Source organism: Clostridioides sp. ES-S-0001-03, from assembly GCF_020676075.1.
Taxonomy (GTDB): Bacteria; Bacillota; Clostridia; order Peptostreptococcales; family Peptostreptococcaceae; genus Clostridioides.
Genome location: NZ_JACVWJ010000003.1, coordinates 21,442 through 37,886, shown reverse-complemented (window position 1 = coordinate 37,886; position 16,445 = coordinate 21,442). Strand labels below are relative to the sequence as shown.

The window sequence follows — 16,445 nt, the reverse complement described above, 5'->3', positions numbered from 1 at the left end:
TAAGAACTATTTCTGCGGTCAAGAGAAGCACAATAGCAAAAGTTAGGTTTACTAGTTAAATTAGAATCAAAAGCAATAGTATAAAAGTCATAATAACCCCCTCCTGACCCCTTAATAAAAACAACATTTGGTTTAAATCCAATATTAGTTAATCTAATCCCAGTAACTTTAATTGAACTAGTATCATTATCATAATAACTAACATATGCTAAATTACCAGCCTTCTTTTTTTCTTGATTCAGAGTTTATTCTTCATTATTTCTCCAAAATCCATATAAAATAATATTACTTTTATCAAATATTATTCTATCTCCAAAATTTAGCATAGTTGACCCATCATTTCTTACTGTTGTCCACCCCAGAAGTTCATAGGAACCTGCTTGTAAATTTCCTGTATTAGATGCTACAATTGCACTTGCACCTGTTAGATATGAATATGTGTTAACTGGTGCCGTACCGCTTACACCCGTTCCAGCTGGAAAATTTGAACTATATGCCACTCTATATTTTCCCCACATACAATATAATATTACATCTTCTTTATCTATTATAATGATTTCTTCTGCCTCACTTGCTATTACAGGAATTTGAGCTTTTTCTATATCAGAAACCCACCCACAAAACTTGTCCTTATCCTCTTCTCCACCTAGCGGATTATTTTCACCATTTTGTAATATAGTGACTATATCACCTTCAACATATCTATTTGTATCTATAGGTACTTCTCCTGTTCTATTTAAAGGGTATTCTTCTGGTGGAAAATTAGCATTATAAGTTACATATCTATATTTTTTCCAGACTGCATATAAATGTAAACCCTCTGATTGTACATGTTCATTTTCTATAGTAGCATTTTCAATTACATCTCCACTCTCAGTTAATGACCAACCACAAAACTTATAATTATATTCTTTGTTATTTTCATCATAATTACTTAATTGCAAAAGACTAACTTTGTCTCCTAAAATATATTTATTACTATCAATAGGTATGGTTGGAATACTACCTTGAAAATCATTAGGAAGATTCAATTCATACACAATATCAACACATTTATACCAGATAGCATATAAAGTAATGTCATCTGTAGCTATATATCTTTCAATTACATCTCCACTTTCAGTTAATGACCAACCTTTAAATCTATATTCATTTAAATCTGTATTACTTGGAGAACCTAGTTTGGCTTCCGTATTAGAGAGTACTGTCATAGGATTTGGTACTATGGTATCTTCATCTAAATGTCCTTCTGGTAAGTTAATGTCATAATTTATTATATATTTTTTACTATTTTCTAATAATTGTAATAAGATATTCAAATCTTCTTTATTTACCTTTTTAGTAAGTTCTAAATTAATATTATCCTTCTCTCTATTCAAGCTATTAATATTCTTTACTACATCTTGATTTAACAATTTATCACCTTCTTTTTTATTTAGAGAGCTACAAAAGTAACTCTCCATTTTGAACATAAAAAAGAACTATCCTATATAGTCCTCACCTGTTATTTCTCTATATTCTACTTCAGTTATTTTATTCTTACCTACTGAATTTTTAACCATTTCTTTAGTCCACATACCATTGTCATAATAATATTTTATTTTATCGTAATTTAACATTATATTAATCCTCCCATCATTAAGCTGTAATTTATATTTGCATTTTCCTGTTCTAATTCTTTAATCTTTTTTAATACTTCTTGTTCAGGTGTTAAAGGTATTTCCACATACTCATATGTAATCTCTTTTGTTGCCTTATCTACATACATAATAGGTGCAAAACCTTCTCTTTGTTCTGCTTCTACTACTTCATTAACTAATACTCCATTTAATTCTAATTCTTGAGCTGACTTATTTAACCCATATGTTTGGTCAAAAGGCATATTGTGTATTAAATTCACCTTATATATATTTCCTTCTTTGTGTTCTAATCCTGTTAAATATTTTTGATTGTTCATTTTTATTACCTCCCGAGTTTAACTATAATAAGCTATTTTTTGTACTGTATGTGTGTTTTGTAGTTTTTTTATTAAGCTGCTTCTATCTCCAGTAATTATATTATTTTCTAAATCAATACATATACTCAATACCCAATCTTTGTAGTTTGAATATTTCCAAATTTCTGCTCCATTAGAAGATATTTTTCTAATGGTATTATCATTGCCTCCACTATATATATTATTCTGTAAATCTACACATACTGAATATACACCACTTTCATGTCCTTTATAACTCCAAATTTCTTCTCCAGTTGAAGATATCTTTCTTACTTTAAAATTACCATTACCACTTACTATATTATCTTGTGAATCTGTACATACTGAGTTTACAGAACTTTCATATTCTTTATAACTCCAAATTTCAGCACCATTTGTTGACAGTTTTCTTACTGTATCATCAGCACTACCACTTATTATATTATCTTGTGAATCTGTACATACTGAACGTACAGTATCTGTATGCCCAGTAAATCTCCAAATTTCAGCACCACTTGAAGATATTTTTCTTACTTTAAAATCAGCACTACCACTTATTATATTACCTTGCAAGTCTACACATACTGAACGTACAGTACCTGTATGCCCAGTAAATCTCCAAATTTCAGTACCACTTGAAGATATTTTTCTCAAAGTAATATCACTACTACAACTATATATATTATTCTGTAAATCTACACATACTGAATATACACCACTTTCATGTCCTTTATAACTCCAAATTTCTTCTCCAGTTGGAGATATTTTTTTTACTATTCTATCATAATTTCCACTAATAATATTATTATTTAGGTCTATACATATTGAATATACATAACCACCTTGGATTTTATCCCATACTCCAGTAGGTGCAGGTAAAACCTCTTTCACAATAGTATCTAGTTTAGTTACCTTATGTATTTCGCTTTGGTTATCTTTTGTAACTAGAATACCTAAATTTTGTTGAAATTTTTTTAAGGTATTGTCACTACTACCACTTAGTATGTTATTTTTACTATCTAAAGTTACAGTTTTTACTCGATTAGTGTGTACCATAAATTCATATATTTTTAATCCATCATGAGATATCTTTTTTATAGTTTTATCATCACATCCACAGTATATTTCATTTTCATTATTAACTGTTAAAGAAAATATAGTAGAAAGGCTTATAGATTTCCAGATTATCTCGCCATTAGAATTAAACTTTCTTATAATCTTATCGTTTCCACCACTTATTAGATTATTGTTAGAATCAATACACACTGAATGAACTGAACCCATGTTGTCCATATAACTCCATATTAATGATCCGTTTTTAGATAACTTTTTTATACTCTCATCAGCACTTCCAATATAATAATTATTAGCGGAATCTACATCTATTGATAATATACTGTTAGTGTTTTCTGTGTATTCCCATATTTTTGTCGCTTCATATGATACTTTAACCAGACTACTATCTGCAATTCCAACTATTATATGATTATCTAAATCAATACATATAGATGTTATATTGTTTTTAAAACCTGAAAAAGACCATATTTCATCTCCAGAAGAAGATATTTTTCTTAAGATTCTGTCAACCCCACCACTATAAACATTAAGATCAGAATCTACTGTTACTGAATTCACAAAATGTGTATGCTTTGTAAATCTCCATATTTCTTTTCCTAATGAAGATATTTTCTTAACTGACATATCACTACTAGCATTATAAATATTATCTTTAGAATCTACGCATACTGAATTTACACTTGAATCATTGTAAAAACACCAAACTTCTTCAACATCATCAGGCATATCTGGCATTTGTTTTATACTACTAATATTACTTGCCATAGTTTGAAATGTATCACTACTATTAGTTGGAACTTCTTTGTCAGTAATAGCAGTAGCGATTAATTCTTTCCCATTACTGACAGATTGAAAAAGTTCATTAACTGCATCTGTTAGGTTTTTAGCATTTGTGCTTAATTCGTTTACACCTATTTTTGAATCAATTTTAACACTAGAATATGTACTATCTAGTGTTGTTATATTATCATTTATGGTAGCTTGTATAACTTCTTTATTTGTATTACCATTTACAACAGTCACTTTCACATCTATATTACTTTCATTAAAAATTTCTATTGTATTAGAATCAACTACAGTATAAGAATTAGTCATACTTTTCTTAGTTACTTCATCTAGTATCGCCACAAATATATTTTCTGTAACTAAGTTATGGTTAACTGTAAGCTTAAAGTATTCTCCATCAGATACCCAATCAGATTCAACGTAAGACTTACTAAAAGCTACATTAGTTGCAGCCGAACTCATTTCAGCGATTTTTTCATATACCTTATCAAAATCATATGTAAATCTTTCTTTCAATGTACTTTTTTGAGTTCCATCGTAAGTTTCTCTTGTTTGTATTATTTCTCCTGTTGTATTTGTACTTTCCAACTCTTCAAATCTATCCTCAAATTCAGTAATCTTATTGCTCACAGCAGTTTCCATATTTGTCTTAGCAGTATTAACTTCAACTATTTTATTATCAACCTCAGCTACTTTATCATCTACTTTCTTTTGCATGTTAGTTATAGATGTTTGTCTAGTTGATTCATTTAATTCTCTAGTTTCTTCATTGCTTTTTCTTAGTTTTTCATTCTCTTCTCTCTTAGTTTCTGAACTTTGTCTTGTTATTTCATTTGCTTTTCTTGTTTCTTCATTAGTTTCCCTTGTTGTTTCACTAACTTTTCTAACTTCCTCATTTGTATTTCTAGTTTCTTCACTTACATTTCTTACTTCTTCACTTGCTTTTCTAGTTTCTTCATTTGCATTTCTAGTTTCTTCGCTAGTATTTCTTACTTCTTCACTTGCTTTTCTAGTATTTTCATTACTTTTTCTTAGTTCTTCATTTTCTTCTCTTGTCTCTTCATTGCTTTTTCTAAGCTCTTCACTTTCTTCCCTTTTAGTTTCTGATTCTTGCCTATCTACTTCATTAGTAACTCTTGTTTCTTCACTTGTATTTCTTACTTCTTCACTTGCTTTTCTAGTATTTTCATTTGATTCTCTTGTTTCTTCACTAGTTTTTCTTATTCCCTCATTTGATTCTCTAACTATCTCATTATTTTCTCTTGTTTCTTCATTTGTATTTCTAGTTTCTTCACTTGATTCTCTGACTATCTCATTGTTTTTTCTTATCTCTTCATTTGCTTCTCTTGTTGTTTCATTTGTCTTTCTAAGTTCCTCACTTGCTTCCCTTGTTATTTCATTTGTCTTTCTAGTTTCTTCATTAGTTTCCCTAGTAAGCTCTTGAGTTTTTCTTGTTTCCTCATTATCACATCTTTCAGCTTCATTACCTTTTCTTTGATTTTCACTTTCAATTCTTATATTCTCATTGCCAACTCTTACATTCTCAGAACTTATTCTAATTTCTTCATTAGATTTTCTTACATTTTCATTTTCTTGTCTTTCTTCTTCATAACTTAATACATTTAATATGTCTTTTATTATATCCCAACTAGGCTCATCCTCTATTGCATTTCTATTTATACTTTTTTCAACTTTTATTATTGTAGAAAATGTAGTAACTACCTTGTCATCTTTATATAAAGTTATCTCAGAAGCAACATCACCTTCCTCTGAAAGCTCTATATGACTTAATTCAGTATAAACAGTTGAACCTTCTATAGTACAATTTTTCTGAGTAACTCTTCCACTTGGTAAACTAAAAAATGCTAATGCTGTATATCCAGTTAAGTCAACATCTATAGAATCCTGTACTATCCTCATGTTATAAAATACATCGTTGTCATTTTGCTTATATCTAGCTATTTGATACATCTTTGTATTGATGTCTACAATATAAATTCTATCTCTCAAGATTTATCACATCCTCTCTATGCATCTATTCCTCCATTAAACTCTTCAACACTTTCTTTTAACCAATTGTAGCAAGCTTGAGCTTGATTTACTCCACTTATATCCAGCGTATTTGTATCTAAATATAAAGCAAAATCATCTTCCTTCATCATATAGTTTTTAACAATTATTGGTTGCTTATTATCTAATCTTCTTTGCTCATCTTTATATCCAGCAATAAATACATTACACTTTTTTGCACCATAACTACTATTTATTGTTGTTATCCTCCAATAGTTAGCAGTTTGACCCATTGCATTTGTTATATCCTTAGAAATTGCCATGTTGTTCTTCTCCTCCCATTATTGAAAAATATTCATGTTCTTTATCAATTCTACTTCCCTTTACACTAAAATCTACTTTCCCAGTATATCCAGATACTTTAAAATATCCATTTTGCTTTTCTACAACTTCAACTTTTCCATTAGAAGGAAATACAGCATATCTTGAAATAGTTTTGGCATAAGTACTGTCTAATTTAACTATAGTTCCTGTTTCTTCTACTTCTACATCAAATAAAATATCTTCTATTAATGTTTGAGGACTGTCAACTGGTGACATACCAAAAATAGTCCCATCAATTTCAATAGAACCTCCTTTTTTAGTCCCATCATCATAAAAAGCGTGTCTTTCTCTTCCATCACAATAAATTGCAGCAGTTCCATCATTCCATGCTACAAAACCAGTCTCTTCACTCTCTGTATACAGTCTTAAAGCTCCAGACATATCAAAAACTGCACTATCCCATCTAATTTCATCTTGATAAAAATAAACTTTTGAACGAGAAAAGTTATTATAAATAGTTGTACTACCTATATAAAAGTTTATTGAAGAGCCATCTACAGCTACATAATGGCTTCTATCATACTGAAATCTAATTGATTTACCTATACCAACACCATTTAATGCAGTAGCATCTATTGCACATTCAGCTCCATTACCTGAAAAAAGTAGTATTCTTGGATTTGATGAACTAGCACCTATTCTGTCACATAAAATAGTACCTGTATCTATATAATCAGCATTTATATATAATCTACTTCCACTTAAATATATTCCACAATTTCGGTTCCCTGTTAATGCATCAAATACTGCTTTTTGGTCACTAGTTAAAACACTTTCATAGTTGTTTTTATCACCTATAGATAACTCATTAGCTCTTATATTGACTTTTCCATTACTATCGACTTGTAGCGTTGTATATCCATCATTATCTCTCACAGTTAAATTTCTACCATTTATAAATTGCCCTTCTAAAGTACCAGTTTTTATATAACTAGCATTTAGGTATAACTCATTCCCAACCATATATAGTCCCTTAGCAAGACCATTATTAGTTAATTTATTAAATATCTCAAGTTGAGTTATATTATCTATTTCTCCACCAATAATAGACTCCAGTGACTTGCCTTTTAATGTAAATGTTGTTGCACCTATATGAACATTTCCAAAACTGTCTATATTTAAAGTTGTTTGACTGTTTCCATCAACTACAACTAAATTTTTAGCTTCAATATACTGTCCTTTTACTTTTCCTACATTTATCTTATCTGCATCTAAATCTCTTATAACTGCATGACCTATAGCTGCTTCTTCAAAATATTCAGCTGCATCACTTAACTTCCTTGTTGTTGCACTAACTTCATTTGAAAATTCATTATAGTTATCATGTGTATTCCCTGCTCTTACTCTATAATACCAAGTCTGCATAGGCTTAACTTCATGAAGTAATGAACTTGCTTGACCCACATATATCCTATTTGTATATCCTACAGTATCTGGTTCAAATCCTTTTATTTGGGATGCATATACTTCATAGTTATAATATAGTTTATTATCAAAAGTCCAATCTAACTGAATCATACTCCATAACCCTAGTGCTATTACATTTGAAGGCTCTGGAAGTGTATCTGGAAAATTATCACTTTCAATTACAATATTATCTACATTATTTTGAACCTTATCTATTTTTTCTTCTAAATCATCTATTCTTTCATCTTTAAAATGATTTACTAAGTCACCAATTTCAACCGAATTGTATTTCTTTAATACTGGATTATATTCAGTTTTTACTACCCTTGCAGTAGCATTTATACCTAAGTTATAATCTCTAACTATTATTTCATCATCCATATTAACAGTCTCAAGCATTTTATAATTCTTATAATCTTCTGTAGTTGATAAATCTACAAATTCAACTTTATAAGTAACTTTAGGTAAATCAACATTATTTTTGGTAAAATAGTCTTTACACTTATTCCTTAAACTCTCTTCATTCTTCACATCATCATCTGTAAAATCAACTGCAACAATTCTTTGAGTTGGATAATTATTTATATATTTGCTTTCTATATATTTTTCTGATAGTGTAATTTTTTTATTTTTACCACTTTTTTTAGTTGCATATGGATATATCTTAGTTATGACTTCCTGTGTATCATAAGTTGCTGTAAGACCTGTTATATTCTTCCTATATGCTAGTAATACATTATTACTTTCTCCAATATTATTTAATAAGCTTATATTAAAATTATCTCTCTTTAATTTAGATTTGTTGTTAAATAACTCTTTAATATCAGATATAGCATTGTGTGGACTTACACATGATATTGAAAAATCTTTATTTCCAGTTATATCTGAATATCCTACAAATCTATTTTCTTCAGTACAGGACCTAAATATTTGATTAAGAACCTCTTCACAAGTAACATTTTTAAGTTCTAAAGTCTCTATAAAATTATTTAACAAGTCATAACTAATATGTTCTGCTTTAACTAATATTTTTCCATCAAGTTCTTTAGAAATATAGTAAATCCTAAATAACTGATTTTTAAGTTTTGGAGAAGCATCAGCCATAACTATTTTATTATAATCAATTTCATCAAATAAAAAAGAGCCCACATAATATGTAAACTCTAACTCAAACAACCCATTTAATTCTTCTGTAACCTTTGCTTCAACTGCATCTTTTAATATTCCTAATCCATTGTTTTTAAAATTTGTTTCATTTGCATTATATAACCTAAGCAATCTATAACACCACCCATCTAGGTTCTATCTCTATTTTTTCTACATCTCCAGTGTATGTTATTATATTTTCACCATGTTCAAATGTTGGAAAATCTCCAAACATTCTACTATTCTCATTAGCTATATCATTTGTATGAATATCTATCTTATAAGCATTCATAAGTTCACAATCAATATATATATGTCCTTGAACTTCTGTAAGTTCTATTATTTCATTATTTATTTTTAATTCTATATCACCATTTCCAAATACTTTTATAAGAGGATACGAAGCCATTCCAGTATTTATTAACTTAGAATTTGATTCATTTATTGTAATTAAATTACTAATTAACTGTTTTTTGAGTGGTTTGCATTCAAATGTAATCTTAAAATATCCTAAATCTTTTATAACTTCTTCTAAATCAAGTTTATTAATACAAACTGCTTCTCTATAATAGTTTGGGTCACTACTTATAATAAGATTTTTATAGGAAAAGTCTGTTTGTAACCACATCTTTATTTCAGATGCTAGTATGTTAATATCTTTACCATCTACATCTATATAACATTCTATTTCAAGATTAAAATTACTATAACAACCTTCATCTAAAATAAGACTGCCATTCCTCCCTGGTATCTCTATTCTTTCAAACCTACGTTCTGGTGATGCAAGTTCATTAATATCTGTAATTACAATACCAAAATCTCTACTATTTATTTTTCCATATTGAAAAGAAACTAGTTCATTTTCACTGACACAGTATTGTAAAGCCAAATTATCACCTCCTATACATAAAAAAAGAGATGCTTCAAATTTTTCTTTTGATACATCACCTTCCATTTACTTTGCATATTTTTATCAAAATGTGATATAATAAAAGCAAGAAGAACTACAATCTATTGTCAGTAGAGCGGAGTTCATAATTAAAAGCTAATTATTTTTTATGGAATTTGATTTTTAAATCAAACTCCCAGCCACTCTTTCGCACAGAGTGGCTTTTTACTTTTGCAAATATCTTACTTATTAAGCAAAATATTAAACTGGCAATAATACCAGCTATTACATTAAGTAAAAAGTTGTTCATACTTACCACCTCCTTTCATTAGAAAGTAGGTTTTATCTCAGTATGAACTCCACTCTTAGATTATAGGTTTCATCTTCTTGCTAAAGTTATTATACCACAATTTGGATATTACAAAGGTATTTGTAACACTAAAACTTTAATTTTCGATTTGTAATAAATGCTATTTCAGAACCTATTTGCTCTATATCTTGTTTAGTATTATTTATAAACTTTTCTATATGTAAAGTTAACTCAACTCTTTTATCACTACTTTTTTCGTTATCAACTTTACTATTATTATTTATATTAACAGTTGCATCCTTCAGTAAATTATTTGAGGCTATCCCTCTTGCTAGAGTATCTGAGTATGCTATACTTTGTAAGTTTTCTATTTCATTTCTAAACCTTGCTGCTTCTTTTCTTCCTCCTGTAGGTATATTTACATCTTTAAATCCTATATTAGAAAGTTGTTTATTTATAGAATTAACTATGTCACTTAAAATCTTACCCAATGCTCCTTGCATAGATTTAATACCATCTATCATGCCCTGCATAGAATCTTTACCAGTTTCCATAAACATAGCTGGTACTACTCCAAATTTATCCTTAAAACTTTCAATTTGTTCCTCTATACTTTTTTGCATTTCTTGACCTAGTTTTCTATATTCTGCATCATAAGTTTTTTTCAATTCTTCAATTTCTTTTTCTATTCTATACTTTTCACCTTCTGTATCTTCTTTGGCTCTTCTTTCAGCTATTTTCTTCTTTTCTTGATAGAGTCTTTCGTATTCTTCTAGTTGCTCTTTTGACATCTTATTTATTGCTTCTATTTCATTATGAGCTTGTGGTCCTTTAGCTAATAGTTCCTCATACAAATCTTTACCTACTTTTGTAGATAAATCTGCCATATCAGTGTCCCATTTTCTAAGCACATCAACTTGCTCTTCTAGGTTTTCCATTAACTCATCATTGTCAATTTCTTCAAATGTTACAGAAGAAAATAAGTCTGTATAATCCATTAAAGATTTTACTCTTGAGTCATATATCTTTTGATATTCTTCATTTAGTTTCTTTTGGTCCTCAATATATTTCTTATCTAAGTTTGCTACTTTTTCAGCATAATCTTCTTTAATATCATTATATTTTTTATTGAAATCTCTTTCAGCTTTTATTTTCTCTTCTCTGAGTTTTTGTAGTTCTTCTTGATGCTTTTCAGTATCTTCTTTTTCTTTCTTATCATACTTTTTATTAATTTTTTCAAGTTTTTCTCTATATTCTTCTTGGTCTTTTACAGATTCCTTATTATACTTATCTTTTATTTTCTTTAAGGCTGCTAACTTTTCTTTTTTATTCTTATATTTCTTTGCTTCTGCTTCCTTTATATCTTCGTTTTCTTTTTCATTTCTTTCTTTTTGTTTTTTCTTATGTTCTTTATCTAACTCTGCTATTTCTTCAGCTTTTTCTTCTTGTAGTTTTTGAACTTCCTTATTAAACTTCTTAATTTCTTGAGCTTCTTTTATGTTTCCATTACCTATTATTGCTTGGACTGTTCTGAGTGTATTTGTTAATCCTTCTTCTATGTTTGATAATCCATCTAAATATGCTTTTGCTGAATTTTTTCCTGCATTACCAAATTGTGAAACTATTCCTGACGAACTGCCCATGCCTTTCGCCATGGTATTAGAAAGTTTGCTGATAGAATCTAGCATACTTCCTCTACTTGGTGCAAAACCTATGGCTGAGGTTTTCAACATCATTGGTGTTGGCAACATATCTTTTTGAATAAAACCATTACTATTTTGAGGAATCATAGAACCACTCCTAAAGATACTGCTCACCATATTTTTAACTTTACCAACAGCAGAAGAAATTCCACCAATAATACTATCTATAGTTGATTTTGCATCTGAAAATGGCTTAGTCATAAACCCTTTCATTTTATCAAATCCAGTTTTTATAGCTGATTTTATAAGTGTTATTTTATCATCTATTCCAGTTTTTATAGCATCCCAGGCTTTCTTAATAAGGTCTTTTATTGCATCCCAAATAGAAGTTTTTCCTTTAATAACGTCCCAGGCTTTTGATATAACACTACTTATTATGTTAAAAATAGAAGACTTTGATTTAAGCTCATTCCATTTACCAGTTATAAATGAAGTTATAGAACCCCAAATTGATTTTTTTCCACTTATAAAATCCCATGCAGTAGAAATTTTATTAGATATTGTATCGAATATAGGCACTTTGTCTCTCAATTCGTCCCATTTGTCTGATATATAATCTTTTATATTATCCCATATTTCTTCTGCTTTATCTTTAATGAAATTCCAAGATTCTTCAATTGAAGAAGTAATAAATCCCCAAACTGATGAAGTATCTATTCCTAGTTCTTCCATACTTGATAACCATTTGTCCTTTAAATCTTGCCACCATGAGTTGAAGTTATCACCTAAGTTCTGCCATCCAGTTTTCCAATCCTCACATATACTATTCCACCAATCAGATATACCTTGTTTGATATCTTCCCACCATGTAGATGCATCCTCTTTTAGTTTTTGCCAACCATTATTACAATCCTCACATATACCATTCCACCAATCTAAAAAGCCTGTTTTTATGCTTTCCCACCATGTACTCAAGTTATTAGATATGACTTCCATATCTCTATTCCAATCTTCGACAAACTCAGGTAAAAAAGTAGAAAGTTCCTCAACTAAATCGTTCCACCAAGTTGAAAATTTAGAATCTATATCCTTGCACCATTGGTCTAAGTTTTTCTGAGCATTGTTAATATCTTCTTTTGTGCCTTCTTGAAATAATGTCCATTTACTCTTGACTGTTCCATCACCATTGTAGGCTTTTATGCCATCTCCAACCATTTTTTCTATTTCTGTTACAGTTTCTTTATGTTGACCTTCTAGCTCTTTTAAGGAATCTTCTCTTTGCTTCTTTGCTGAGGCTATAATATCATCTGCCATTTGGTTTGCTTCTTTTGTACCTTTTTTCCTTTGCATTGCTGCTAAAAGCAATTGCTCATCATAAGCTTTTTCAATATCATCCTTTTGAGCTTTATAGTTTTTATTTTCCTCTGCTCTTAGCTCTGCACCCTGCTTAACTGTCATTTTTTTATTGTTAGCATGTACTCTTTCTTTTATTATAAGTGCATCAGATGCACTTTTAGATAATACCTCAATAGACATCTCATCATTTTCTTTTTGTAGTTTTAAAATCTCTTCATGTTCTTTTAAAGTGATTTCTCTTCTTTCTTCACTTGCTTTTTGAGCTATTTCCTTTATTTTTTGAGAATTTTCTTTAAATTGTTTCTTTTGTTCATCTAGAGATTTAATTACTTCTCCTGTTATCTCTATTTCTCGCTTTGCACTAAGCTCATTGGATTGATTCCATAATCCATTAAGAGTTTCTATTGCTCTTGACTTAAATTCTTCAAATTTTGGAAGTACTTGTTGTTCCAATTCATCTAAATTTTTAGCCATATCACCAACCATATCTTTTGTGACTATATTCCCACTTAATCTCATATTCATAGCCGACTTAGTTATTTTCTCACTCATTTCAAGATATGAACCCACTATTTTCTTAGTACTTTTATCAACATCTTTTCCAAAATTGTCTATCTCTACAGAAGGCTTACTCATTTCTTTTACTAAGTTAGTTCCAATCGCTACTGCTAATGCTCCAAGTGCTAGTGTCAAACCTCCCACAGGTGTAGTCAAAAATGCTATCCCTTTAGCTAGTGTTGCCATACCAGCAGATGTAGGTATTGTTGCACCTCTTACCACAGCTAATGTTCTTGATAGAAATGTAAATGTGCCACCTAATTTTTTGATTGCATCTATTCCTTTTGGTATTGTAATTGCCATAGTTCCTAATATTACAAGAAGCGGACCTATTGCTGCGACTACAGCTCCAATGCTTACAACGATTCTAGCAAAATTAGGATTACTCTTAGCCATTTCGCTAACACTTTTCATAAAAGCAGTTGCCATCTCAGCCACTTTAGCAACTACAGGCATCATAACTTCACCTAAGTCAGATAACATATTCTTTGCTGAATTGAGTGCATCTTCAAGTTTAGTCTTTGTAGTATTATCCAGTTGCTCAAACGCTTTATCACAAAGTCCAGTAGAATTTTTCATATCATTAAGCATTTGATTAAATGAATCAGCACTCTTTGTACCTTCAATTATTTCTCCTGTAGTTTCATTAACTGCATCACCTAGTAAAACATTAGCTGCCTTTGCACCTTCTGCCGAGCCAAATAGGTCTGATAGAGATAAGCTATTTTTCTTTGCATAATCATTTAATATTAATAATACATCTGCTGTTGATTTTCCTTCTTTTTGCAAATCAGCAAATCCTTTATCTGTTAATTTTTTAAGTATTTTATCTGCTTTACTCCCACTTTTCCCAAGTTCATTGAACATCGCATTCATGTAAGTTGTTGCTTCTGCGCCAGCAATTCCTTTTGCAGTTAATATAGCATATCCAGCTCCTAGTTGCTCAACTGATACATTCAGACTTTTTGCAGTTGGAATTATTTTACCCATAGAACTTGCTAACTCATCCACCGTAATTTTGCCTTTATTTTGGGTCTGTATAAGAACATCACTTACATGAGCCATATCCTTTTGGGACATCCCATACGCATTTTGAATAGTTGTCAACACATCTGTAGCTTTTGCTAAATCTGTTAAACCTGATGTTGCTAGTTTATCTGCTTGTGCTAAGAATTCAGTTACATCTGCTTGCTTTACACTCGCAGATATCGCATTATATGCAGAGTTAGCATATTCATCATAAGCCATTCCAATTTCATTAGCACCTTCTTTTAATGTGCTTGCATAAGCATCCCACTCACTTTTACCACCTTGAACTTTTTCTGTATTTAGTTGTAATATAGAATTAACAATCGACATTGCTTGTTCTGTGTTTGTAGCTGCTGTTATTGCTGCTGTTCCCATTGCAACTAATCCAGTTGTAACTGTTGAAGTTAGTGTCTGCCCAATATCTTTCATTTTAGTTCCAATAGCATCAAATGGCATGCTTCTTAATGAATCACTAAGTCTATTAGCTTCTGCCTCTGCATTATTCATGGCTGTTCTCATATCAGTTAAAGAATCTTCTCCATTTTCGATTTCATTGCCTAACTGAGTTTGAGAATTTTTAAGTCTTTCAATAGCTTCTCTATATCTTTGTGATTGTTCTGAACTTTCTCCATACATACTATTGCAACGTTCTAATTGTTGTTCATATCTTTCTATTTTGTTTTCTATTTCTGTATACTTTTGCTTCGACTTATCTATTTCGGATGTAAGCCTTGATATTCCTTGTCCATAAGTGTCTATTGTGTTTCTAGCTGTTTTTAGTTCATTCTCAGTCTGTTTTATAGAGTTTTTTAGTGATGAAAATGGTCCACTTGAAGTTGATGCTATTTTATTTAATTCTGATGCTGCTAATGCTGATTGTCTACCTATTTGTGTCAAAGAATTTGCTGTGTCAGCAATTTGCTTTCCCATAGCTGTCATTGCACTACCTGTAGTTTTGGTACTTGAATTAAATTGACTAAGTTGTTTAGCTGCATCAGCAAGAGCTTTAAAAAACTTTCCTCCATCTAAATCTAGATAACCTACTGCTGTTCCTAATTCTAGAGACATATTATTTCCTCCTTTCATACAAAATTTTCTGAAACAGTTTACTTAATTGGCTAATTTGAATAAAATAAAAACACTTACTAGTTTAAAGTAAGTGCTTTATTTATATTATTTTGAGTTATATAAATTATGGTATCTTTCAAGTGATTGATTCATTAGCTCTTTGCTATTATTTAATAACTCATCATCATTACCTAATAAACCAGTACAGTATGTACTTGCTGATGTTGTTATTGTTCTTAATTCACCAAAAGCCTTCTTTTGCACATCAGTTAAATCATGACTTTTTCTATATTCCTCGCCTTCTTCACATAAATCCCTAAAACGAGCTTCATATAAATCAGCTCCCGTTTTTAAGTTATCACTAGTTATTTCTCCTTCTTTTGCACTTTTCTCTATTCCCTGTAGCGCCTTCCAACTCTTTTTAAATTCATTCATCTGATAATCTAGAAGTTCATCTGGATTAAATTTATTTAGGTCAACCTTATCTTCTGTTGATACTTCTTCCTCTTCTTCTTTTGGTATTTCTTGCCCAGTTTCCTCCATTTTAGATGCTGGTGCACTAGTACATCCTGTTACAAACATCATTACAGAAAAACATACTATCATACTTAAAGCTAATATTTTTCTAGTTAATTTCATAATATAATCTCCCCTATTAAATTATTTATTCAAATATAATTCTATCTAAAATTAATAATTTAGTCTATTGATTTAGGAAATTTATCCAATTACTTAAAAATATTTTAAACGCACTAAAAACACCTATATGTTTAAGTAGGTGTTTTGTGCGTTTATTCAATTTTAAGA

10 protein-coding genes are annotated in these 16,445 nt (G+C 29.9%); all 10 read right to left on the bottom strand.

What is annotated here, in order from left to right; all coding sequences use genetic code 11:
• Window positions 1-245: 245 nt before the first annotated feature.
• The 10 genes from IC174_RS06720 to IC174_RS06675 all read right to left on the bottom strand — a co-directional run bounded on the left by IC174_RS06720 (window position 246) and on the right by IC174_RS06675 (window position 16,277).
• Complete coding sequence (locus tag IC174_RS06720) at window positions 246-1,472, bottom strand: InlB B-repeat-containing protein (protein WP_227482479.1); 1,227 nt, start codon at window positions 1,470-1,472, stop codon at window positions 246-248.
• Between the two features lie 9 nt (window positions 1,473-1,481).
• Window positions 1,482-1,619, bottom strand: a complete 138-nt coding sequence (locus tag IC174_RS06715) for an XkdX family protein (protein WP_227482478.1) — start codon at window positions 1,617-1,619, stop codon at window positions 1,482-1,484.
• The gene (locus IC174_RS06710; RefSeq protein ID WP_227482477.1) at window positions 1,619-1,957 is read right to left on the bottom strand and encodes a hypothetical protein; all 339 of its coding nucleotides are present in this window, start codon (window positions 1,955-1,957) and stop codon (window positions 1,619-1,621) included. Before IC174_RS06710 ends, IC174_RS06715 begins: the two co-directional genes overlap by 1 nt.
• 18 nt (window positions 1,958-1,975) lie before the next feature.
• The gene (locus IC174_RS06705; protein WP_227482476.1) at window positions 1,976-5,848 is read right to left on the bottom strand and encodes a WD40 repeat domain-containing protein; all 3,873 of its coding nucleotides are present in this window, start codon (window positions 5,846-5,848) and stop codon (window positions 1,976-1,978) included.
• A gap of 17 nt (window positions 5,849-5,865) precedes the next feature.
• The gene (locus IC174_RS06700; RefSeq protein WP_227482475.1) at window positions 5,866-6,171 is read right to left on the bottom strand and encodes a hypothetical protein; all 306 of its coding nucleotides are present in this window, start codon (window positions 6,169-6,171) and stop codon (window positions 5,866-5,868) included.
• Window positions 6,158-8,917: a phage tail spike protein gene (locus tag IC174_RS06695; RefSeq protein ID WP_227482474.1), complete on the bottom strand. Its 2,760-nt coding sequence runs from the start codon at window positions 8,915-8,917 to the stop codon at window positions 6,158-6,160. The genes IC174_RS06700 and IC174_RS06695 overlap by 14 nt, the downstream gene beginning before the upstream one ends.
• Before the next feature lies 1 nt (window position 8,918).
• Window positions 8,919-9,674: a distal tail protein Dit gene (locus IC174_RS06690; RefSeq protein WP_159066984.1), complete on the bottom strand. Its 756-nt coding sequence runs from the start codon at window positions 9,672-9,674 to the stop codon at window positions 8,919-8,921.
• A gap of 160 nt (window positions 9,675-9,834) precedes the next feature.
• Window positions 9,835-9,984, bottom strand: a complete 150-nt coding sequence (locus IC174_RS06685; protein ID WP_021426487.1) for a type I toxin-antitoxin system toxin — start codon at window positions 9,982-9,984, stop codon at window positions 9,835-9,837.
• 128 nt (window positions 9,985-10,112) lie between these two features.
• Complete coding sequence (locus IC174_RS06680; RefSeq protein WP_227482473.1) at window positions 10,113-15,638, bottom strand: phage tail tape measure protein; 5,526 nt, start codon at window positions 15,636-15,638, stop codon at window positions 10,113-10,115.
• Between the two features lie 105 nt (window positions 15,639-15,743).
• Window positions 15,744-16,277 (bottom strand): hypothetical protein, encoded by a 534-nt coding sequence (locus IC174_RS06675; protein WP_227482472.1) that lies wholly within the window; start codon window positions 16,275-16,277, stop codon window positions 15,744-15,746.
• Window positions 16,278-16,445: the final 168 nt, after the last annotated feature.